We start from the raw sequence: 22,072 nt of genomic DNA, 5'->3' as shown, positions 1-22,072 counted from the left end.
CAGGTCTGTGTCAGCCCTGGTTCCGCGGCTTTTTGACCGGGGGCTCGCCGAGCTCGACGTCGCTGGTCGCGATGCCCTCGACCTCGCCGCCGGTGATCGTGAGCGCCTCGATCCGGCCCAGGGCCGTGAGGTCCCCGCGGGCCGCCTCGAGGTGCGCGATCGCGGACTCGGGGGCGGTGACGGTGACCTGCAGGATCGGGGTCTTCTGCGAGACCTTCGCATCGGACTTGATGCGCCGCAGCACGATCGCGGCCTGCTCGACGGTGCCCAGCAGCGAGGCGTCCTGCCCGGCCGCGGCCTCGCGCAGCGCGTCGGACGTCGGCCAGGACTGCGTGTGCACGCTTCCCTCGCGCCACCACGACCAGACCTCCTCGGTCGCGAACACGATCACCGGGGCGAACAGGCGCAGCAGCACCTCGAGGGCGATCGCGAGAGCGGCGCGCGCCGAGGCCGCACCCTCCTCGCCGCTCGCGGAGGCGCCGTGGGCGCGATCCTTGATGAGCTCGATGAAGTCGTCGCAGAACGTCCAGAAGAAGGGCTCGACGACCTCGAGGGCCCGCGCGTAGTCCATCTCCTCGAAGGCGGCCGTCGCGGAGTCCACGACCTCGGCGAGCGCGGCGAGCATCGCCCGGTCCAGCGAGTGCGTCACGGCCGACGGGTCCGCGGCCAGGCGGCCCGACGGGTCGGCCGGGGCCTCGCCGAAGCCGAGCGCGAACTTCGAGGCGTTGAGGATCTTGATGGCCAGGCGTCGACCGATCTTCATCTGGCCCTCGTCGAACGCGGTGTCCACGCCCTGGCGAGCGCGGCCGGCCCAGTAGCGCACGCCGTCCGAGCCGTGGTCGTGCAGCAGGCCGATCGGGGTGACGACGTTCCCCTTGGACTTGCTCATCTTCTTGCGGTCCGGATCCAGGATCCAGCCGTTGATCGACGTGTTGTACCAGGGCAGGGAGTCCTGCTGCAGGTGCGAGCGCACGATCGTGGAGAACAGCCAGGTGCGGATGATGTCGTGGCCCTGCGGGCGCAGGTCCATCGGGTACACCTTGCCGAACAGCTCCGGATCGGCGTCCCAGCCTCCCGCGAGCTGCGGGGTCAGGGAGCTCGTCGCCCAGGTGTCGAGGATGTCGGGATCGGCGGTGAAGCCGCCCGGCTGGTCGCGCTGGGACTCCTCGTAGTCGGCGGGCGCGTCGGTCGTCGGATCGATCGGCAGACGCTCGAGCTCGGGGGTGAGCACGGTGTCGTAGTCGGTCTCGCCATGGGCGTCGAGGGCGTACCAGACGGGGATCGGGACGCCGTAGAAGCGCTGGCGGGAGACCAGCCAGTCACCGGCGAGGCCCTCGACCCAGTTGCGGTACCGGGACTCCATGTAGGCGGGGTGCCAGGTGATCTCGGCGCCGCGGGCGATCAGCGCGTCGCGCAGTCCGCCCTCGGAGGCGTCGCGGCCGCCGTTGGTGAGGTACCACTGGCGGCTGGTCACGTACTCGAGGGCCTTGTCGCCGTTCTCGTAGAACTTCACCGGATGGGTGATCCGCTTCGGCTCGCCCACCAGGTCGCCGGTCTCGGTGACCATCTCGACCACGCGCTTCTGCGCGCTGAACACGGTGAGCCCGGCGAGCTCGGCGTAGCGCTCGCGGCCCTCGGTGGAGGTGATCCACGGGGCCTCGGGCAGGAAGCGGCCGTCGCGGCCGATGACGCTGCGGGTGGGCAGCTCGAGCTCGCGCCACCAGGTGACGTCGTTGGCGTCGCCGAAGGTGCAGATCATCGCGATGCCCGCGCCCTTGTCGGCCTGGGCGAGGGGGTGGGCCAGCACCGGCACCTCGACGCCGAACAGGGGGGAGGTCACCGTGGTGCCGAACAGCTCCTGGTAGCGCTCGTCGTCCGGGTGGGCGACCAGGGCCACGCACGCGGGCAGCAGCTCGGGGCGCGTGGTCTCGATGTAGACCTTCTCGCCGCTTCCATCGGCCTTCGTGAAGCCGATGCGGTGGTAGGCGCCGTCGCGCTCGCGGTCCTCCTGCTCGGCCTGGGCGACCGCGGTGCGGTAGGTGACGTCCCACATCGTGGGGGCCTCGGACTGGTAGGCCTGGCCCTTGGCCAGGTTCTCGAGGAAGGCGCGCTGGCTGGTCGCGCGGGAGCGCGCATCGATGGTCTGGTAGCTGTGGTTCCAGTCGACGGAGAGGCCGAGCGTGCGGAAGACCTCCTCGAAGGAGGCCTCGTCGATCTTCGTGAGCCGCTCGCACAGCTCGATGAAGTTCCGGCGCGAGATCGGCTTCTGGTTCGCGGCCTTCGCGGACTTGTTGTCCCCGCCCTCCTGCGGCGGGGTGAAGTCCTCCTCGTAGGGGAGCGAGGGGTCGCAGCGCACGCCGAAGTAGTTCTGCACGCGGCGCTCGGTGGGCAGGCCGTTGTCGTCCCAGCCCAGCGGGTAGAACACGTTCTTGCCGCGCATGCGCTGGTAGCGCACGATCATGTCGGCCTGGGAGTAGCCGAACACGTGGCCGATGTGCAGGGAGCCCGAGGCCGTGGGCGGCGGGGTGTCGACGCTGAACACCTGGTCACGGGTGGTGTCCGCATCGAAGGCGTAGACCTGCGCGGCGTCCCATACGCGGTCCCACTTGTCCTCGAGGCCCTCGAGGCTGGGCTTGTCGGGGAGAGCGGACGCGGCGTTCGGGCGCGGGGCGGTGTCGGTCATGGCGCCCATTGTTCCAGGCATCGTGCCTGAGAGCGCAATCCTGCGACGTGATCAGGGGCGCACGGAGCGTGCCGGGCTCCGGGCGGCCGTTCGCGCGATGGACACCGGGATGTCGCCCGGGCCATCGAGGGGGTTCACGCCGCACCTGTTGCATCGATCGGGTGCGTTCGGACGGCGCCCGCCCGGTCTCGTGCCCGGCGGCGTCGTCCCTCCCGACCCATCCGCCCGAGACCCAGGAGATCCCACCCATGTCGCAGGCCCCGCAGTCCCACCCCGCGCAGACGACGCAGCCGATGCCGAGGACCGCCTCCCGCCGAGCCGTCATCGCGGGTCTCGGCGCGTTCGCCGCGCTCCCTCTCGTGCAGGTCGAGGCCGCGAGCGCCGACGGGTCGTCGCACAGCTCGTCGATCGAGGACCTGGTGCTCCTGGTCGGGTCCGACGAGACGCAGCGCAACCTCGCCTGGTTCAGCACCGACGGCGGCCGACAGGAGGTGCAGCTGGTGCGTCGGAGCGAATACTCCCGCGGACACGGATTCCCGCGTGCGGGCACCCGGCGCGTGCGGGCCACGAGCGGCGAGGCGCTCACCGACGGCTACCACTTCCATCACGCGACGCTCGAGGACCTCCGGGCCGACACGCGCTACCTCTACCGCGTCGGGTCCGCGCGCGCCGGCTGGTCGGACGTCTTCGAGTTCCGCACGCTCGCCCGCAGCGGCTCCTTCGAGTTCCTGGTGGTCGCGGATCCGCAGATCGGAGCGAGCGGGGACAACGAGGCCGACGGCGAGGGCTGGGCCACCACGCTGCGCTTCGCCGAGAAGAAGTACCCGCGCGCCGCCTTCATCCTCTCCGCGGGCGACCAGATCAACACGACCGGGGACCTCGCGGCGATGGCGGAGGAGTACACCGAGCTCCTGGCCCCGCGACAGCTCGCCTCCCTGCCCGTGGCACCGGTCATCGGCAACCACGACGAGGGGTCGGACCTGTACAGGCAGCACTTCCACGTGGCGAACCAGTCGACGAGCGTGGGAGTGGTCGCCTCCTCGGGCAACGCCGGCGGCAACAGCTGGTTCCGCTTCCAGGACGTGCTCGTGGTGGCGCTGAACTCGAACAGCACCGACAACGCGGCCCATCTGGACTACGTCGCGCAGACCATGCAAGAGCACGAGGATGCGCGCTGGGTGCTCGTCACGTTCCACCACTCGGTGTTCAGCACCGCCGACCACGCGATGGACAGCGACATCATCGAGCGCCGCCGGGTGCTCCCTCCCGGGTTCTCCGAGCTCGGCGTGGACCTCGTGCTGATGGGGCATGACCACCACTTCACCCGCTCGTACCTCATGAACGTCACCGACGACGAGGACGGCGACGGCGTCCCCGACAATGCGCTCAGCTCCTTCGAGACGGCAGGGACCGTGCGGGGGCGCGTGGTCGCCGAGGACGGCGACGTCCTCTACCTGACCTGCAACTCGTGCAGCGGCAGCAAGTACTACGAGACCGACGAGGAGAACGTCGACTCGTTCTACTGGATCGCCGAGGACGAGCAGCGGCACCACCCCAACGTGACGCGGGTGCGGGTCGAGCGCGACGCCCTGACACTGGTGACCCACGACGTCACCGACGGCCGCGTCGTCGACGAGGTCGAGCTGGTGCGGGGATCGCGCGGCCACGGCGGCCACGGGCACGGCCATCATGGCCGGGGGAAGGGCCGCGGCTGAGGACGACGACGGTCCGCCGAGGCGCGTGAGCGGCGGGTGCGGCAGCAGCCGTCCCGCCGCTCACGGCACGCGCTGGGTCCACTCCTCGGTGGCGAACTTGGTGTCCACGAGGTCCCGCGCCGCGGCGAGCTCGCCCTCGGTGTACGCCGACTCGTGGGTGGCGTACTTCCCGCGGAAGTAGTCCAGGAAGCTGTCGATGATCGCCTCGCGGCTCATGCCGGTCTGCGAGCGCATCGGGTCCACGCGCTTGTTCGCGCTGCGGGTGCCCTTGTCGGAGAGCTTCTCGCGCCCCACGCGCAGCACCTCGCCCATCTTGTCGGCGTCGATGTCGTAGCTCATGGTGACGTGGTGGAGCACCACGCCGTCGGCGAAGCGGCGCTGGGCGGCGCCGCCGATCTTGCCCTTGTCCGAGGCGATGTCGTTCAGCGGCACGTACCGTGCGCGCACGCCGATCTCCGCGAGCGCGCCCATCACCCAGTCGTCGAGGTAGGCGTAGGACTGCTCGAAGCTGAGGCCCTCGACGAGGGAGGACGGCACCACGAGGGAGTAGGTGAGGCAGTTGCCGGCCTCCATGAACATGGCGCCGCCGCCGGTGATGCGGCGCACCACGCCGATGCCGTGCTTCGCGGCGCCCGCGGGGTCGATCTCGTTCTTCACGCTCTGGTAGGAGCCGATCACCACGAGCGGGGAGTCCCAGTCCCAGATCCGCAGCAGCGGCCGACGCCGACCCGCGGCGACCTCGTGGGGGATGACCTCGTCGAGCGCGACGTGCATGATCGGCGCCATGGTGACCGGCCCGATGACGTCGAACTCGTGGTCGTCCCAGCTGGTCGCGTTGCCCAGGGCACGGCGCACGGCGATCGCGACGGCGTCCGCGTCGAAGCCGATCATCTGGACGTCGCCGTGCCGGGCGGCGAGGCGCGCGGAGATCGCCTCGGTGATCGTGGCGGCGCTCGCCTTCACGGGCAGTCCGACGATCGCGGCGTCGATGTCCTCGAGGGCCTCGTCGGGCTCGAGGAAGAAGTCGCCGAACACGTGGGCGGAGGTGATCACCCCGTCCGAGGCCTCGACCTCGACCGAGACGAGCTTCCCTCCGCGGACCTTGAACGAGCCGTTCACCCTCGGTGCCTCCTGCGACCTGGTTGCGGCGCCCCGGTGAGGGCGCCCTCAGCTGTCATTGTCCCAGCCGCCGCGCGCCCGCGGGATGTGAGCCGCGCATCGTTCCCGGGGAGGCCCGCCCGCCGCGCGCCCGGAGCCGCGCTCAGGGCTTGGTCGCGAGCGAGTGCAGGGCCTCGTGGACGCTCGTGACGAGGTCCTGGACGGAGTCGGACTTCTTGGCCTGCACGACGTAGGTGCGGTGGTCGTACTCGCGGGTGACGCGCGGCAGCAGGGTGCGCCAGGTGCTCGAGCCGCCGATCGAGACGAGGAAGGTGCCCGAGCGCGGGATCGACGGGGCGTGCACGCGCACCGAGAGGCGGTCCGCGGTCATGTCGGGCTGCTGGCGGGGGACCAGCGGGAAGCCGCTCGCCTCGAGACGGCCCGGGTCGAGGACCTCCCAGAGCAGGGCGCGGGCGTCCTCGAGCTTCCGGGAGGCCGGGGTGCCGATGTAGGAGTCGGGCTCGAAGGTGAGGTCCGCGTCGTAGCGCCAGTCGGGGCGGGAGGCGATCGCGCGCAGGCGGGCGATCGCGGCCTCGCGCTCCTCGTCGTTGCCGAGCGCCCCGATCTCCAGCGGGAAGGACCGCTGGGGGCGGGAGCCGACGAGCCAGATCGCCGAGCCGTCCTCGACGGCGTCGAACTCGACGCCGAGGTCGTTGCCGCTCCCGCCCGCGTGCAGCCACGCCCGCGGGTGGCTGCGCGAGGAGGAGAAGCGCGGCGCGCGATGGATGAGCTCGTCGCTGATGAGCAGCATCGAGCGCAGGTGGTCGCGCAGCTCGGTGGTGACCTCCTCGTCGAGCAGGACCTTCGGCGCGACGGGCTGCTGGGCGTCCTCGACGGCCTGGTTCTCGCCGAACTCGGCGAGAGAGGTCCACAGCTCGGCGCTCTCGGGGTCGTGCGGCACGAGCCGCTTGGCGACCTGCGCCCAGGTCACCATGCGGATGCGGCCCGTGGGGTCGTCGACCTCGCGCACGGCGGACCGGCGCGAGCGCGGCACGATGAGCAGCAGGCGGCTGCCCGGGGTCCTCTCGAGGGAGTCCAGCAGGGACCGCAGACGCTCCTCGGAGAGGTCCCCGTCGATCACGAGCTTGACCGCGAGGATCTCGGAGGAGCCGGTCGAGGGCGACTGGCCCACCAGGTCGAAGGCGTCGGCCGCGCTGCGGGTGGTGGTGCGGAAGGCGGGGACGGAGCCGGAGACGTCGGCGATGCGGCGGGCGAACTGCCGGCGCGCACGGCGGTCGCGCAGCACGTGGTCGAGCATCCCTCGCGCCATCGCCTCGTGGCGGGTGCGCGGGGAGTCGTGGCGGAGCATCTTCGGCACGGCGTCCAGACCGCTCGAGATCATCCGGCCGACGGACGGGGTGGCGGGGCTCATGTGCTCTCCTCGCTCGCTGCGGGTGGGTGCTGCGGATGGATGCTTCGGGGTGCGACAGGGCCGACGGGCGGGCCCGCAGCGAGGATACGTGGCAGCGCGGCCCGTCGCCCGCCGCTCTCACCGGCCCCGGGCGTAGATCTCCCGCACGAGGTCCTCGATCGCGGGCTCGGCGAGGGAGAGATCGGCGATCTCGGCCTGCGCGCCGATCGCCGAGAGCAGGGCGGGCACCGTCATCTCGCTGCCGCGGAAGGCGACGCGATGGCGGATCCCGTCGGCCTCGACCGCGAGCACCTCGGCCTCGGGAGGGAGGGCGAGCGCCTCCCGCGGCGCGGCGAGATCGACGACGAGCTCGCGGGGCGCGCCGAGGGACTCGCGGAAGCCGGCGAGGGGACCGTCGAAGGCGACCGTGCCGGAGTTGACCACGACGATCCGCTCGCACAGCCGCTCCACGTCGCCCATGTCGTGCGTGGTGAGGAACAGGGTGGTGCCGCGCTCGTCGCGGTCCTCGCGCAGGAAGCGGCGCAGCCCCTCCTTGGAGATCATGTCCAGGCCGATCGTCGGCTCGTCGAGGATGACGAGGCGCGGGGAGTGCAGCAGCGAGGCCGCGACCTCGCCGCGCATCCGCTGGCCGAGCGAGAGCTGGCGCACCGGCCGGTCGAGGAATCCCTCGAGGTCGAGCCCCTCGACGAGTCGCCCCAGGCGCCGCACGCGCTCGGCCTCGCTCAGGCGGTGCATCGCCCCCAGGATCCGGAAGGAGTCGCGCAGGGGGAGGTCCCACCAGAGCTGGGAGCGCTGGCCGAAGACCACGCCGATCTCCCGGGCGAGGCGTCGGCGCTCGGCGACGGGGCGCCGACCCAGCACCCGCACGTCGCCGGAGGTGGGCTGGAGGATGCCGGTCATCATCTTGATGGTCGTGGACTTCCCGGCACCGTTCGCGCCCACGAAGCCGACCGCCTCCCCGGACTGCACCTGCAGGGTCACGTCGTCGACGGCGCGCACGACCCTGCGGGCGCGTCGGCCCAGCGGTCCCGAGCGCACCACGTAGTCCCGGCGCAGGGCGCGCAGGTCGATCGCGGGCTGGGTCGTGTCATGGATCGTCATCCGCCGGCTCCTGTGTAGCGACGGACCCCCGCGCGCCAGAGCAGCGCGGCGAGGATCCAGGTGAGGACCGCGACCGGCAGGCCCAGCCAGCCCGTCCACTGCGGCAGCAGCGGCGGGCCGGGCAGGTCCAGCAGGGCGAGGGTCGGGGTGTAGGCGACGAGGGTCGTCGGGATCACGAAGGTGAAGAATGCCCGCAGGGGCAGCGGGAACACCGCCCCGGGGTTCGTGGCCACGTAGTTGCCGCCGTAGGTGAACGCGTTCGCGAACTCGCGGCCGTCCACGAGCCAGAACTGCATGGCTCCGGCCATCGTGAACAGGGCGCCCATGATCGCGGCGCCCGCGAGCGGCGCGATCACCAGCAGCGCGAGCGTCTGCGGGGTGGGGGAGAAGCCCGCGATCGCGAGCGCCGTCACGGTCATCGCGATGCCGACGGCGATCCGGCCCAGCCGGCGCAGGGAGAGGTCGAGGCTCGAGATCTGCAGCAGCATCGGCACGGGGCGGATCATGAGGGTCTCGAGCGTCCCGGAGCGGATCGCCGTGGAGAGCCCGTCGATCTCGCCGAACAGCATGTCGGCGATCCCGAAGGCGAGGGCTCCGAGCCCGTAGACCACGGCGACCTGCGGAAGCGTCATCCCGCCCAGCACGTCGACCTGGGAGAGGATCACCCACAGCTCGAGGAACTCGGTGCCCACGATGAGCACCTGGCCCAGCAGGTCCATGAGGAAGCTCGTGCGGAACGAGGCCTGGGAGCGGATCCGCGAGCCGTAGAGCGTCGCCACCATCCGCAGGGTCGAGCCGGGACGGGCCGACGGGGTCCTCTCAGCCACCCTGCACCTCCAGCGAGCGGATCCCGCGCTGCAGCATCGCCCAGGCGGCCAGGGCGAGGACGCCCGCCCACAGCGCCTGCACGCCGATCTCGGGGAGGGCCTCGGCCGTGCTCACGCGCGCCGAGAGCACGTCGATCGGGGTCTGCACCATGGCGGGGAACGGGGTCGCGCGGGTGAGGGCGATCAGCCAGTCGGGGAACCAGGCGATGGGGATGAGGAATCCGGAGAGCAGGTTCATCACGGCCGTGTAGACGACGGTGAGCCCGCGGGTCTGCAGGATCCAGAACGCCGCGAGGTTCACCAGCATGTCCGCGAGGAAGGCGACGGTGATCGCGAGCAGGATCGCGAGCAGTCCGAGCAGCCAGGCCACGGGGTCCGTCGGCAGGGAGATGCCCGTGAGCGCCGCGCCCACGAGCATCGGCGGGATCCCACGGGCGAGCAGCAGGAAGGCGGAGCGGCCCAGCTTCTGCGCGTACTGGAGCCGGAGGAACCCGAGGGGCCGCAGCAGGTCGATGGCGACGTCGCCCTGGTGGACGCGCTCGGCGACCTCCCGGGTGCCGAAGGCCTCGACGGGGGCCAGCAGCGCCTGGCCCAGCCACACGTAGGTCGCGGCCTGCAGGGCGTCGTAGCCGCGCAGCTCGCCCCCGGCGGTGGAGACCGCGGCCAGCAGGATCGAGGCGCGGATCAGGCCGAACACGGAGTTGGTGAACACTCCGGCGACGGTGGCGACGCGGTAGGTGGAGTACTGCCGGAAGGAGGCGGCGAGGATCCTCCAGAAGGCGAGCACCCGCGCGAGTCTAGGGTGCGGCCGACGCGCGCGGGAGGGGTTCGGGGAAAGCGGTGCGGATCGGTACCCTGTGCCGATCCCTCTTCCCCCGACGAACCGGATGATCGATGACTCCTCCTGCCGACACCCCGCCCGCCGCTCCCGCGCCCGTCGACGGCGAGCCCGCCGCTCCCTCCCGCCGTCGGCCCCGCTTCGGCCTGCTGCCGCGGATCGTGGTCGCGATCGTGCTGGGCATCCTCCTGGGCCTGGTGATGCCCGAGGCACTCGCGCGCGTGTTCACCACCTTCAACGGGCTGTTCTCCGCCTTCCTGGAGTTCCTCATCCCGCTGATCATCGTGGGGCTCGTGACCCCGGCGATCGGCGAGCTGGGCCGCGGGGCGGGGAGGATGCTCGCCCTCACCGCGGGCATCGCCTACATCTCGACGATCCTGTGCGGGCTGCTCGCGCTCGCCGTCTCCGCCCTGCTGCTCCCGCGCATGCTCGCCGGCGCGAGCGTGGGGACCCTGGAGAACCCCGAGGACTCGGCGATCGCCCCGTACTTCACGATCGAGATGCCGCCCGTCTTCGAGGTGATGACCGCGCTCATCCTCGCCTTCTGCCTCGGGATCGGGCTGACGCTGGTGCGCCGCGGGGCGCTGCAGGAGTCCTTCGAGCAGCTGCGCACGATCGTGGTGCGCACGATCGAGGCGATCATCATCCCGCTGCTGCCGATCTATATCTTCGGGATGTTCCTGGGCCTGACCATGAACGGGCAGATCTGGACCGTCATCGGCACGTTCCTCGCGGTCGTGCTCATGGTCTTCGTCCTCACGGTGATCGTGCTGCTCGCCCAGTACTGCGTGGCCGGCTGGGCGATGCGCCGCAATCCCCTGAAGATGCTGTGGAGGATGCTCCCCGCCTACGCGACGGCGCTCGGCACCAGCTCGTCGGCCGCGACGATCCCCGTGACGCTCCAGTGCACCAAGCGCAACGGGGTGGCGGCTCCGATCGCCGACTTCGTGGTCCCGCTGTGCGCGACGATCCACCTCGCCGGCTCGACGCTCAAGATCACCTCCTTCGCCGTCGCGATCATGGTGGTCACCGGGATGCCGCTGGATCCTGCGAAGCTCGTGGGCTTCGTGCTCATGCTCGGGATCGTCATGATCGCCGCGCCGGGCGTGCCCGGGGGAGCGATCATGGCCGCCGCCGGGATCCTCTCGTCGATGCTCGGCTTCGGCGAGGCCGCCGTCGGTCTCATGATCGCCTCCTACATCGCGATCGACTCCTTCGGCACCGCCACGAACGTCACCGGCGACGGCGCGATCGCCGCGCTCGTCTCCCGCCTCGCCCGCGGGCGCGTCTCCGGGGACCTGGAGGCCGACGACGGGGTCGAGCTCGCAGGGGTCTGAGAGGGGCCGGCGCCGCCGCGCTGGCATCCCTTGACCGCTTCTTCGCCGTGGACCTACCCTGAACGTATGAACACATCGTCATATGTGCAGACCCCGGAGCTCGCGGAGAGCGCTGAGCCCGCGGAGGGCTGCGCGAGCGACGTCGTGGACGCCGGGCGCGTCGCGCTCGCCGCCGAGCACCTGCCGCGCCCCCGCGACGTGGCCGACACGGCCGACGTGTTCTCCCTGCTCGGGGACCCCAACCGTCTCACCCTCCTGCTCGCCCTGCTCGAGGGGGAGCTGTGCGTGCACGACCTCGCCGCGCTCACGGGGCAGTCGGACTCCTCGACCTCCCATGCGCTCAAGCTGCTGCGCGCCCATCGCGTGGTCGCCACCCGCCGCGACGGGCGGCGCATGTTCTACCGGCTGGACGATCCGCACGTGCGGATGCTCCTGGACCTCGCGGTCGCCCACACCGCGCACACCGAGCAGACGCATCCCGAGATCACCGCGGCCGGAGGGGGCGGCGCCTGATGGGGGCCGACGAGCACGGCGGGTCGCACGGGGCAGCACACTCCCATTCCCACGCCTCGGCCGCGCAGGCGCTGAGCGCGGGCGGGAAGCACCGGCGCCGCCTGGCGTGGGCGCTCGTGCTGATCGGCGGCTTCTTCGTCGTCGAACTGGTCACCGCGCTGCTCACGGGCTCCCTCGCGCTGCTCTCGGACGCGGGGCACATGGCGGCCGACGTCCTCACCCTCGCCGCCGCGCTCGGGGCGACCGTGCTCGCCGCCCGGCCCGACCGCACGGGCAGGCGCAGCTTCGGCAGCTACCGCCTCGAGGTGTTCGCCTCCCTGCTCGCCGTCCTCGTGATGCTGGGCGTCTCGGTCTTCGTGGTCCTCGAGGCGATCGGCCGGATCGGTGCGGGAGCGGACGGCGCGCACGTCGACTCGGTGCCCATGCTCGTGGTGGGCGCGCTCGGACTGGTCGTGAACCTCGCGGTGATGCGGCTGCTGCGGGCGGGCGCGCAGGAGAGCCTCAACGTCAAGGGCGCCTATCTCGAGGTCCTCGCCGACACCATCGGCTCGGTCGGCGTGGTCGCGGCCGCGATCCTCGTGGGCGCGACCGGGAGCACGCTCTGGGACACCGCCATCGCCCTCGCGATCGGCGTGTTCGTCGCGCTGCGCGCGCTGATCCTGGGCCGCGAGGTCCTCTCGGTGCTGGGCCAGGAGACCCCGCGGCATCTGGACCCCGGGTCCGTGGGGGAGGACCTGCGCGCCGTCCCGGGCGTCACCGACGTGCACGACCTGCACCTGTGGACGGTCACCTCCGGGATGGACGTGCTCACCGTGCACCTGCGGGTGCGCGAGGGGGCCGACGGCCACGCCGTGCTCGACGCGGCCGAGTCGATGCTCCGCGAGCGCCACGGCCTGGACCACTGCACGCTGCAGATCGAGCCCGAGGACCACCGCACCGATCAGGAGACCACCTGGTGACCTCGGAGGTCCGCGAGGTCAGCGCCCGGGCGCGAGCAGCAGGGTGAGCTCCGCGAAGGAATCGACGACGGCGAGCGGGCCCTGCGCCTCGAGCGCCGGCCGCGTGCCCGCGCCCCAGGTGACGCCCACGGCCGCCATGCCCGCGGCGTGCGCGGCCTGCAGATCGGTCGCCGCGTCGCCCACGTAGACGGCGTCCTCGGCGCGCGCGCCGAGCACCTCGAGCGCGTGCCGCAGCGGGGCGGGGTCGGGCTTGTGGGCGAGCGTGTGCTCCTTGCCGATCACCACGTCGATCGAGGGCATCGCGGTCGCCGCGAGGCCGCGCCGGGCGAGCTCGGAGCCCTTCGAGGTCACCACGCCCACGTCGGCCCCGGCGTCGAGGAGCGCGCCCACATGGGCGTCGGCCCCGAGGTACGGGGCGATCCGCTCGTCGTGGTGGCCCACGTTGAACTTGCGATAGGCCTCGGCCATCGCCGGCGCGCGCTGCGGATCCAGCGCCTCGAAGGTCTCCTCGAGGGCGAGCCCGATCCAGCTGCGCACCTCCGCCTCCTCGATGCCCGCGATCCCGAAGCGCTCGAACACGTGCGCGTAGGAGTCGACGATGAGGCCCACGGTGTCCACGAGCGTCCCGTCCAGGTCGAAGAGGACGACGGGGCGCAGCAGCGCGGGGGAGTCGGTGCGGACGGGCGAGGTCATGACCCCATCCTCTCGCGGAACACGGCCCTGCGCGCATCCGTCCGGCCCGTATCCTCGGGGCCATGACCTCCACCGCTTCCTCCTCTGCATCCTCCGCCGCCCCTCTCACCGCCGTGGTCACGGGCGCCTCCTCGGGCATCGGCCGCGCGAGCGCCGTGCGCCTCGCCGCCGACGGCTGGCGCGTGCTCGCCGTCGCCCGCCGCGAGGACCGGCTGGCATCCCTCGCCGAGGAGTCCGGCTGCGAGACCCTCGCCGTCGACGTCACGGACGACGACTCGGTGGCCGCCCTCGTGGCCCGCGTCGACGAGCTGTTCGACGGGCGCCTGAACGCGGTCGTGAACGTCGCGGGCGGCGCCTTCGGGCAGGAGCCCGTGGCGGAGGCGGACCTCGACGCCTGGCAGCGGATGTACGAGGTCAACGTGCTCGGCGCCGCTCGGGTCACCCGCGAGCTGCTGCCCGCCCTGCACGCGAGCGGCCGCGGCGACGTGCTCGTGCTCTCCTCGACGGCCGCCCAGGGCGCCTACGAGGGAGGCGCCGGCTACAACGCCGCCAAGGCGGGGGAGCACATGCTCGCCTCCGCCCTGCGCCTCGAGCTCAACGGCGCACCGATCCGCGTCATCGAGATCGCACCCGGCATGGTCCGCACCGAGGAGTTCTCCCTGGTCCGCCTGGGCGACACGGAGCGGGCCGAGAAGGTCTACGACGGCGTCGAGCAGCCGCTCACCGCCGAGGACTGCGCCGACGTCATCTCCTACGCCCTGAACGCCCCGCACCACGTGAACCTCGATCTCGTCACCGTCCGCCCGCTCGCGCAGGCGGCGCAGCACAAGGTGGCGCGCCGTGCGGGTCTCTGAGGGCGCGGGCGCCCGATGAGCATGGCGGGCGGACCCGGCGGCCCCGGCGGACCCGGCGGCGGGGTCCGCGGCATGGCCTCCATGCCCGGGGCCGACGAGCGGCGCCTCGCGCCGGGGCAGCGCGCCGACGTCGGCCGGATCCTGCGCCTGTTCACCCCGTACCGCGGCACCCTGCTGGTCGTGCTCGTGCTCATCGCGCTCGCCGCCGCCACCGGGGTGGTCTCGCCTTTCCTGGTGCGCGAGGTCGTGGACGTCGCCCTGCCGGACCAGCGGCTGGACCTGCTCGCCTGGTGCGTGGCCGGGATGATCGCGGTCACCGCGATCTCCTCGGTGCTGGGAGTGCTGCAGTCGCTGCTGTCCACGCGCGTGGGCCAGGCGATCATGCACGATCTGCGCGTCGCCGTCTTCTCGCACCTGCAGCGGATGGGGCTGGGCTTCTTCACCCGCACGCGCACCGGCGAGGTGCAGTCGCGCATCTTCAACGACATCGGCTCGATGCAGGCCGTGGTCACGAGCGTGGTCACCCAGATCGTCTCCGCGAGCGCCGGGATCGTGATGGCCGTGGTCGCGATGCTCGCGATGGACTGGCGCCTCACCCTGTTCTCGGTGATCACCGTCCCGCTCGCCGTGTGGATGAACCGGCGGGTGGGGCTGCGGCGCCGCGCGATCACCCGCATCCAGCAGGAGACCGCCGCCGACCTCTCCGCCTCGATCCAGGAGTCGCTCTCGGTCTCGGGGATCCTGCTGGGCACCACGATGGGCCGCACCGACGCGCTCACCGGCCATTTCACGGGACTCTCGGGGCGTCTCGCCAAGCTGGGGCTCTCCTCGACGACGGCCGGCCGCTGGCAGATGGCCCTCTACTCGACGCTGATGTCGGTGATCCCCTCGCTCACCTACCTGCTGGGCGGCTACCTGCTGTTCGGGCACGTCCCCGGCGTCACCATCGGCACCCTGGTCGCCTTCATCGCCCTGCAGTCGGGGCTGTTCCCGCAGATCAACTCGCTGCTGCGCGTGGCCACGCAGGTGAACTCGTCCTTCGCGCTGTTCACCCGCGTCTTCGAGTACCTCGATGCTCCCGTGACCATCACCCAGCGCGAGAACGCGACCGCGCTGGATCCCGCCGCGGTGCGCGGCGAGGTCCGCCTCGAGCACGTGGCCTTCCGCTACCCGGGCGAGGACGCGGGCGGGGCATCTGACACCGACGCGGCCGACGGGGCCGACGGCCCGACCCGTCCCGTCCTCGACCCCGAGGATCCCTCGTTCACCCTCCACGGCATCGACCTCACGGTCCCCGCCGGCACGCACACGGCGCTCGTCGGCGCGACCGGCTCGGGCAAGACCACCACCGGCTACCTCATGGCGCGCCTGTACGACCCGACGCTCGGTGCGGTCACCCTGGACGGCCACGACCTGCGCGACCTCACTCTGCGCTCGGTCTCCGACTGCATCGGCGTGGTCACCCAGGAGACCTACCTGCTGCACGCGAGCATCGCCGACAACCTGCGCTTCGCCGCGCCCGACGCGAGCGACGAGGAGCTCGAGCGGGCGTGCCGGATCGCGCAGATCCACGACCACATCGCGAGCCTCCCCGAGGGGTACGGCACCACGGTGGGGGAGCGCGGCTATCGATTCTCCGGCGGGGAGAAGCAGCGGCTCGCGCTCGCCCGCACGATCCTGCGCGACCCGCCCGTGCTCCTCCTCGACGAGGCCACGAGCGCCCTGGACGTGCGCACCGAGCAGGCGATGAGCGGCGCGCTCGCCGCGCTCAGCCGCGGCCGCACCACGATCTCGATCGCGCACCGCCTCTCCACGATCCGCGACGCCGACCAGATCGTGGTCCTCGAGAAGGGGCGCATCGTCGAGCGCGGCACCTTCGAGGAGCTCCTCGTGCAGGACGGTCCCTTCGCCGAGCTCGCCCGCCGCGACGCGAGCCTGCCGTTCTGATCCTGCCGTCCCGGGTCTGCCCCGTCGGCATCTCGGGGGCATCCCGGATACGACCCGGGTATGGCCCGGATTCATCCGTCCGAAGGATGCGGGAGCGGCGGACGACGGGGGAGAGTAGGGGTGTTCGCGTAGCACCGGCGCGATCCCCGCACGGCAGCACAGCACTCGTCAGGAGACGGTCATGGACCAGGGCAGGATGCGCACGATCCCCTCGCACACGCTGTCCTCGAGCGATGCGCCGGCCTCGCGCGGAGCCGGGCGTCCGGCGGTGTTCACGGCGATCGTGATGGTCGCGCTCGCGGTGCTGATGACGGTCCTGCTCGGCGGCCCGACGATGCCTCTCGCGGCCTCGATCGCGATGGCGGGGGTGTCTGTGCTGCTCGTCGCGATCGGCTGGGTGGTGGCGGGCCCGCGGCGGCCCTGACCCGTCGGCCCTCAGACGTCGAGCTCGATCTCGCCGACCCCGCGGGACACGCACACGGTCATCCGCTCCTCGCGCTCGTCCTCCATGAGGAACTCGTCCTCGTGGATGACGTCCCCGGCCAGCAGCGGCAGCACGCACGTACCGCACACTCCGCCCTCGCACGAGTAGTCGACGTCGATGCCCGCGTCCAGGAGCGCCTGCAGCAGCGTGTGCTCGCCGTCGACCTCCACGGTCGTGCCGGACTTCCGGCACTTCGCGGTGAACGGTTCGCCCAGCGTGCCCATGGGTGCTCCTCCAAGGATCGAGTGGGGTGGATCGGGTGGTCGGTGCGCGCGGCCGGCGCCTGCGCCCGGCCCGCCCTCCAGCATCCCACGCCCGCGCGCACGAGGCGTGGTGAGCGTGCTCTCACCGGGCGCCTCCTGACTGGGCAGTGCTGCGCGCGGGGCTGTGCGCGGGCTGTGCGGGACGGATCGGTGTGCTGTGGCGGGGGCGCGGAGCCTGTGCGGACGGATCGTGGACGACTAATCTCGGTGTCACCACCTCGAACGGGAGCTGAACATGTCCAACACCCCCGCCGCGCTGTCCGCGCTGCCGCCGCTGGCGCACCCGGACGGGTCCCCGATCCGCGCGCTCGTCGTCGAGGACGAGCCCACCATCGCCGACCTCCTGCGCTTCCCGCTGCAGATGATCGGCTGGGAGGCGACGGTCGTGGGCGACGGCCTCGAGGCCGTGCGTGTGGCCCGTGAGATGCGGCCCGACGTGCTGGTGCTGGACCGCATGCTCCCCGGCATCGAGGGCCTCGAGGTGCTGCGCCGCATCCGCGCGCTGCAGCCCGACGTCCCCTCGCTCATGCTCACCGCGATGGACGCCCCGGCCGACCGCGTCCAGGGCCTCGCCTCCGGGGCCGACGACTACGTGACCAAGCCCTTCACGATGGAGGAGGTGCTGCTGCGGCTGCACCGTCTGGTGCAGCGCGCGGGGGCGACGTCCCCGCAGAGCAGCGAGCTCGTCGTCGGCGATCTGGTGATGAACCTGGACACCCACGAGGTCACGCGCGGCGGCGAGGAGATCGCGCTGACCGCGACCCAGTACCAGCTGCTGCAGTACCTGATGGAGAACCCGCAGCGCGTGCTCTCCAAGGCGCAGATCCTCGACGCGGTCTGGAACTACGACTTCGGCGGGCAGGCGAACATCGTCGAGCTCTACGTCTCCTACCTGCGCAAGAAGATCGACGTGGGCCGCGAGCCGATGATCCGCACGGTCCGCGGCGCCGGCTACATGCTCAAGCCCGCATGACCCGCGCCTCCCGCAACTCGAGCGTCTCCCGCTCGCACGCTCCGGCGCGCACGCCCCTGGCGCCCGCCGCGCCGACTCCCGCGGCGACGCCGCGGCGGCATCGACTGTCGCTGCGCGCGACGCTCGTGATCCTGCTGGTGAGCACCGTGGCGGTGCTGTGCCTGCTGGTCGGGGCGGTCACGCACGTGTCGGTGCGCGGGCAGCTCGAGGGCCAGCTGGACGCGCAGCTCACCCGTGCCGCCCACCGTGCCGGCGACACGGGCGGTCCGGGCGCGCCCAACGGGCCGACGAACGGCGAGGACGGGTCCAACGGCACGGGGAGCACCAGCGGCACCAGCGGTACGAGCGGGACCGGGGCCGACGAGGCCGATGGCGGGGACGCCGAGGCCACGGGCCCCGGCGGCGGCGAGTTCGAGCTCGCCGCCATCCTCGTGGACGACCAGGTCGTGAGCGCCGCGTGGCGGGACACCGACGGCCAGGTCGAACAGCTGGGCGCCTCGGACCGCACCGAGGTCGCCGACGTCGCGAAGGGACTGGACAGCGACGAGCACGCGGACGTGAAGCTCTCCATCGGCCAGTACCGGGTGATGACCGCGACCGACGCCTCGGGCGCCGTGATCGTCACCGGCCTGCCGCTCACCCAGGTCCACAGCACGCTGACACGGCTGGACATCACGCTGGTGACTGCGGGAGTGCTCGCGACCGCGCTCTGCGGGGTGGCGGGATCGCTGATCGTGCGGCGCACGCTGCGTCCCCTCGAGGAGGTCTCCGCCGTCGCCGGCCGGGTGGCCGACATGCCGTTGTCCCATGGCGACGTGGCCCTGGGGGACCGGGTCGACGAGCGCATCTCCCATTCGGGGACCGAGGCCGGCGAGGTGGGGCGGGCCCTCAACCTGCTGCTGGACAACGTGGAGGGAGCGCTCGAGACGCGCCAGCACAGCGAGGAGTCGATGCGACGCTTCATCGCCGATGCGTCCCATGAGCTGCGCACCCCGCTCACGGCGATCCGCGGCTACAGCGAGATGCTGCGGATGACGGAGGACCTCAGCGATCGCGGCGAGCAGTCGGTGGACCGCATGGACGCGCAGTCCCGGCGCATGACCTCGCTCGTGGAGGACCTGCTGCTGCTGGCCCGCCTCGACGAGGGCGCGCGTGACGAGCGCTCCGAGACCGACCTGGGTGAGCTCGTGCTCGATGCGGCGATGGACGCGCGCGTCACCGCGTCGGAGCACCGCTGGGTGCTCGAGGTCCCGGAGGAGCCGGTGACGGTGCTCGGCAATGCGCGCCAGCTGTCGCAGGTGATCGTGAACCTGCTGTCCAACGCCCGCAAGCACACTCCCGCGGGCACGACGGTGGCTGTGCGACTGAGGTCGGGGTCGGGGTCCGACGGACCCGGCTCGGCGGCCGCCTCAGGGGCGGTGGGTCGGGTCGGCATCCTCGAGGTGGTCGACGATGGTCCCGGCATCGAGCCGGAGATCGCGGGCCGGGTCTTCGAGCGCTTCACCCGCGCGGATGCCGCCCGCTCGGGCGGGGACGGGACGACGGGGCTGGGGCTGCCGATCGTCAAGGCGATCGCCGAGGCGCACGGCGGCTCGATCACTCTGGAATCGGAGCCGGGTCGGACGGCTTTCATTCTGCGCCTGCCGCTCGTCGCCCGCTGAGCGGAGTCCTCGTCGTAGATCGCGGACTGGCGACGAGCGGACCCGATCCCGGAGGCGCTGATTGATTTCGCGGGCGTGCCTGTAGAGGGGCACGGTGGTGTGCCCCTCTACAGGTGGGGGTGGAGCTGCTGATGGGGTTCTGACCTGGATGCCTTGCGAAGGCCGGCCACGCCGGGGTCAGAAGGGTGGTGGTCCGGGGTCGAACTTGGGTGGCGGGTCCTGGCGTTTGCGTGGTTTTCGGGTGGTGGCGCTGATGGGGATGTCGCCGTCGTAGTGGAAGGTCGGGAGTGGTTGGTACCTGCGCCTGACGGGTTTCTCGACGGGGATTTCTTCGAGGTCGGGGGCGCCGGCGTGGTCCATGTCCACGCGTGGCCACGGGTCCGGGACACCGGGCCGGATCGGCCAGGGCGAGTCCAGCCGAGCGGGATCGGGAGACGGCGACTCTGCGCTGCTTCCGTCCTCGGCATCGCGTTGCTGCTCGTAGTCGTCTTGCCTGCGTTGCGTCGAGTCCCAGACGGCGTCGAGTTGGGCGACGGCTTGTGGGGTGAGGAGGTCGGTGTCGTCCTCGCGGAACACGCGGAAGCGTTCGTGCATCTCCCACACCGTGCCCGCGGTCCCTGCCGGGGCCTCGTCGGCCTCCACGCGGATGGGGTCGAGTCGCCCGGCGGTTTTCATCGCGTGGTGGAACCAGCACAGGAAGTGCAGGTTCTCCACCGCCGTCCGACCACCACACACCGGGTCCGCATGGTTGTACTCGACGATGTGGTCCGCTTCGGAGGCCACGGAGGCTGTGCGTTCGCATCCGGGGACGCCGCAGGATTGGCCGCGGAGTCTCAGGTGTTCGAGCATCGCCGCAGTCGGCCGGTACTTGTCCGCAGGCCGGGGCAAGAACTCACCCGACGAGGGATCCGTGAGGACTCGGAACCATTCCTCGCTCTTGCCCGCGATCTCACGGGCCATCTGCGCGGGAATCGGCGTCCCGTCCACCAGCACGCCCGGTGCGTCGTCCCCGCCGACCAGGGTGAGGAAGGGAACGAGGACGTTCAACCGGAACCGTGCCTCCGGGACGGTGATGCCGCCGGTGTTGAGCTGCGCGGCGTGGGCGAGGTGGTAGCGGATCAGGTTGAGCGACAGGGGCATGCCCTCGTTCTCCACCCGACGATCCGGATCCAGGGGGATCTCGGTGCCCTCCATCAGGGCGTGGCGCTGGGCGTTCTGGATCGCACGCGCCGCCTGATCGAACTTCCCGGCGAGGGCTTTGATCTCGGGGGCGGGGCCGATGATCCGCAGGGACGCGACGCCGTCGAGAGTTCCGGGGTCCAGGACCATGCGGCGGCGGGTGGCGGAGACTTCTTCGGGTTCTTTCGGGTGTCGCTGCTGAATCTTCGTCACAAGCAGGTCGAGGCATTTCGTGAATACTCTCGGCATGATCGCCAGACACCACGAGGCGACCGTGACATCCACCAGCACCATTTCCGCCGGGGTGAAATCCGCGGTGCGCCGCAACAGGGTCCGGAACCATTCCGCAGGGAATTCCCCCGCCTCCAGGGCTTGGGTGCAGCGTGGGAGGAGGTCCACGGCCCGGTGGGCGTCGGTGATGGCTTTGGCGGCCTGGCCGCGGGTGCAGCGCATCGCCACCGCGACCATGAGGTCCTGCTGCTCGACCTCGTAGGGGTCGGCGTCCATGTCCTCGCGCCCCGCCCAGAACGGCGCCAGGGCCACGAAACGCCGGGAGAGTTCATAGGACTCATCGACACCCTCATCCCACAGGGCACGGACCTGCGCGGTCAGCTCCGCATCCGGCCTCGCCTTCACCCTGCGCGCCACGACATCCCTGCACACCGGCTTCTTGGATTCCTTCACGACGAACAGAGGCTTGACGCCCTCCGGGGGTGCGGCGACGAAGCGAGGCGTGTGGACATGCATGTCCTCGCGCTGACGCTCGGTCATCTTCTCCAGATCATCGAGGATCGTGAACGCCGACTCGACCGCCGGCTCCCCGGGCAGGTCCAGACGACCCTGCGACTCCGGCTGCTCCACCGCACTCACACCACCCACCCCCTTCCCCGGCATTCCACGACCCCGCGCGAGACTGCGCGGCACGAGAACTCTGAATCGATAGACCGGTCACCGAACCCGACGACTTCACCAGTGAAGCCGCAATCCCTCACGCCCGATCGATATGTCCAATTCTATGCCGGCGCACACCAGAAAACCAGACCCCAGGCAAAAAAGTGGATAAACCCGCGACCATTTCCTGCACTTCCGCATCCGCCACGTCCGCAGTGGATAACCCCGTGGAAAACACCCCCGTGTGGAGGAACCACGGATACCGAGCAGACGCGCACGCGACACCAGAACGCGACGCACGTCGAGAGCGACACGAGTCGAACCCTCACTCCGAGGCATCGCACCGCACCGGCACGCCCACCCGCCCCCACCGCACGACGAGACCGATTCCACCGCGGACCCCGGTGACCCGTCCGTCGGCCCCGACGTAGACTGACGCCCATCGGCATCGACCCGGCCATCACCGGCGAGCCGCGGGAAGAACGGTCAGGGCCCGAGCGCGCAGCGCGAGCGGGCCGTCGGCCCAGTAGAACCCGCCGGGACCAGCCCGTCACAGCTGAGGAACGAGGGGACGCCTTCCGGGGCGTCAACCGAGGTGGTACCGCGCACGCGCACCGCCCCGCC

At 71.5% G+C, this 22,072-nt stretch carries 18 protein-coding genes; 9 read left to right on the top strand and 9 right to left on the bottom strand.

Annotation, left to right across the window (positions count from 1 at the left end):
* Positions 1-10: 10 nt before the first annotated feature.
* On the bottom strand, positions 11-2,683 hold the full coding sequence (gene valS / locus M4486_RS08810; RefSeq protein WP_249480791.1) for a valine--tRNA ligase: 2,673 nt from the start codon (positions 2,681-2,683) through the stop codon (positions 11-13).
* A gap of 248 nt (positions 2,684-2,931) precedes the next feature.
* Here valS and M4486_RS08805 point away from each other — a divergent pair, with 248 nt between their 5' ends.
* Positions 2,932-4,398: a purple acid phosphatase family protein gene (locus M4486_RS08805; protein ID WP_249480790.1), complete on the top strand. Its 1,467-nt coding sequence runs from the start codon at positions 2,932-2,934 to the stop codon at positions 4,396-4,398.
* A 60-nt stretch (positions 4,399-4,458) separates the two neighbouring features.
* On the opposite strand, the gene lplAB is transcribed toward M4486_RS08805, so the two are convergent.
* The 5 genes from lplAB to M4486_RS08780 form a co-directional block, all read right to left on the bottom strand.
* Positions 4,459-5,517 (bottom strand): lipoate-protein ligase LplAB, encoded by a 1,059-nt coding sequence (gene lplAB, locus M4486_RS08800; protein ID WP_249480789.1) that lies wholly within the window; start codon positions 5,515-5,517, stop codon positions 4,459-4,461.
* Between the two features lie 142 nt (positions 5,518-5,659).
* A complete protein-coding gene (locus M4486_RS08795) occupies positions 5,660-6,928 on the bottom strand; it encodes a hypothetical protein (RefSeq protein WP_249480788.1) in 1,269 nt (422 codons plus the stop codon).
* A gap of 117 nt (positions 6,929-7,045) precedes the next feature.
* Positions 7,046-8,029: an ABC transporter ATP-binding protein gene (locus tag M4486_RS08790; protein WP_249480787.1), complete on the bottom strand. Its 984-nt coding sequence runs from the start codon at positions 8,027-8,029 to the stop codon at positions 7,046-7,048.
* The gene (locus tag M4486_RS08785; protein WP_249480786.1) at positions 8,026-8,856 is read right to left on the bottom strand and encodes an ABC transporter permease; all 831 of its coding nucleotides are present in this window, start codon (positions 8,854-8,856) and stop codon (positions 8,026-8,028) included. The genes M4486_RS08790 and M4486_RS08785 overlap by 4 nt, the downstream gene beginning before the upstream one ends.
* On the bottom strand, positions 8,849-9,643 hold the full coding sequence (locus tag M4486_RS08780; RefSeq protein WP_249480785.1) for an ABC transporter permease: 795 nt from the start codon (positions 9,641-9,643) through the stop codon (positions 8,849-8,851). The genes M4486_RS08785 and M4486_RS08780 overlap by 8 nt, the downstream gene beginning before the upstream one ends.
* A 107-nt stretch (positions 9,644-9,750) precedes the next feature.
* Here M4486_RS08780 and M4486_RS08775 point away from each other — a divergent pair, with 107 nt between their 5' ends.
* The 3 genes from M4486_RS08775 (at position 9,751) to M4486_RS08765 (ending at position 12,503) form a co-directional block, all read left to right on the top strand.
* Positions 9,751-11,031, top strand: coding sequence for a dicarboxylate/amino acid:cation symporter (locus M4486_RS08775; protein WP_249480784.1), 1,281 nt, complete (start codon positions 9,751-9,753; stop codon positions 11,029-11,031).
* A 66-nt stretch (positions 11,032-11,097) separates the two neighbouring features.
* Positions 11,098-11,544 (top strand): ArsR/SmtB family transcription factor, encoded by a 447-nt coding sequence (locus M4486_RS08770; protein ID WP_249480783.1) that lies wholly within the window; start codon positions 11,098-11,100, stop codon positions 11,542-11,544.
* Entirely contained in the window at positions 11,544-12,503 is a 960-nt protein-coding gene (locus M4486_RS08765; protein ID WP_249480782.1) for a cation diffusion facilitator family transporter, read from the top strand. The genes M4486_RS08770 and M4486_RS08765 overlap by 1 nt, the downstream gene beginning before the upstream one ends.
* Positions 12,504-12,521: 18 nt before the next feature.
* On the opposite strand, the gene M4486_RS08760 is transcribed toward M4486_RS08765, so the two are convergent.
* Entirely contained in the window at positions 12,522-13,196 is a 675-nt protein-coding gene (locus tag M4486_RS08760; RefSeq protein ID WP_249480781.1) for an HAD-IA family hydrolase, read from the bottom strand.
* Between the two features lie 62 nt (positions 13,197-13,258).
* Between M4486_RS08760 and M4486_RS08755 the strand changes: the two genes are divergently transcribed.
* From M4486_RS08755 to M4486_RS08745, 3 genes are all read left to right on the top strand, one after another.
* Positions 13,259-14,050 carry an SDR family oxidoreductase gene (locus M4486_RS08755; protein WP_249480780.1) on the top strand — a complete coding sequence of 264 codons (792 nt, stop codon included), beginning with the start codon at positions 13,259-13,261 and terminating at the stop codon, positions 14,048-14,050.
* 72 nt (positions 14,051-14,122) lie between these two features.
* Positions 14,123-15,997: an ABC transporter ATP-binding protein gene (locus M4486_RS08750; protein ID WP_249480779.1), complete on the top strand. Its 1,875-nt coding sequence runs from the start codon at positions 14,123-14,125 to the stop codon at positions 15,995-15,997.
* Positions 15,998-16,178: 181 nt separating this feature from the next.
* Positions 16,179-16,421: a hypothetical protein gene (locus tag M4486_RS08745; protein WP_249480778.1), complete on the top strand. Its 243-nt coding sequence runs from the start codon at positions 16,179-16,181 to the stop codon at positions 16,419-16,421.
* A gap of 11 nt (positions 16,422-16,432) precedes the next feature.
* Here the strand turns inward: M4486_RS08745 and M4486_RS08740 are convergent, their stop codons facing one another.
* On the bottom strand, positions 16,433-16,705 hold the full coding sequence (locus M4486_RS08740) for a 2Fe-2S iron-sulfur cluster-binding protein (protein ID WP_249480777.1): 273 nt from the start codon (positions 16,703-16,705) through the stop codon (positions 16,433-16,435).
* Positions 16,706-16,979: 274 nt separating this feature from the next.
* Here M4486_RS08740 and M4486_RS08735 point away from each other — a divergent pair, with 274 nt between their 5' ends.
* Together M4486_RS08735 and M4486_RS08730 are read left to right on the top strand one after the other, a co-directional pair.
* The gene (locus M4486_RS08735; protein ID WP_249480776.1) at positions 16,980-17,717 is read left to right on the top strand and encodes a response regulator transcription factor; all 738 of its coding nucleotides are present in this window, start codon (positions 16,980-16,982) and stop codon (positions 17,715-17,717) included.
* A complete protein-coding gene (locus tag M4486_RS08730; RefSeq protein ID WP_249480775.1) occupies positions 17,714-19,378 on the top strand; it encodes a sensor histidine kinase in 1,665 nt (554 codons plus the stop codon). Before M4486_RS08735 ends, M4486_RS08730 begins: the two co-directional genes overlap by 4 nt.
* A 177-nt stretch (positions 19,379-19,555) precedes the next feature.
* Here the strand turns inward: M4486_RS08730 and M4486_RS08725 are convergent, their stop codons facing one another.
* Positions 19,556-21,418, bottom strand: a complete 1,863-nt coding sequence (locus M4486_RS08725; RefSeq protein WP_249480774.1) for an HNH endonuclease signature motif containing protein — start codon at positions 21,416-21,418, stop codon at positions 19,556-19,558.
* Positions 21,419-22,072 lie beyond the last annotated feature (654 nt).

The sequence above is a fragment of the Brachybacterium kimchii genome, from assembly GCF_023373525.1.
Lineage (GTDB): Bacteria > Actinomycetota > Actinomycetes > Actinomycetales > Dermabacteraceae > Brachybacterium > Brachybacterium kimchii.
This window is presented reverse-complemented; position numbering and strand designations above follow the sequence as displayed.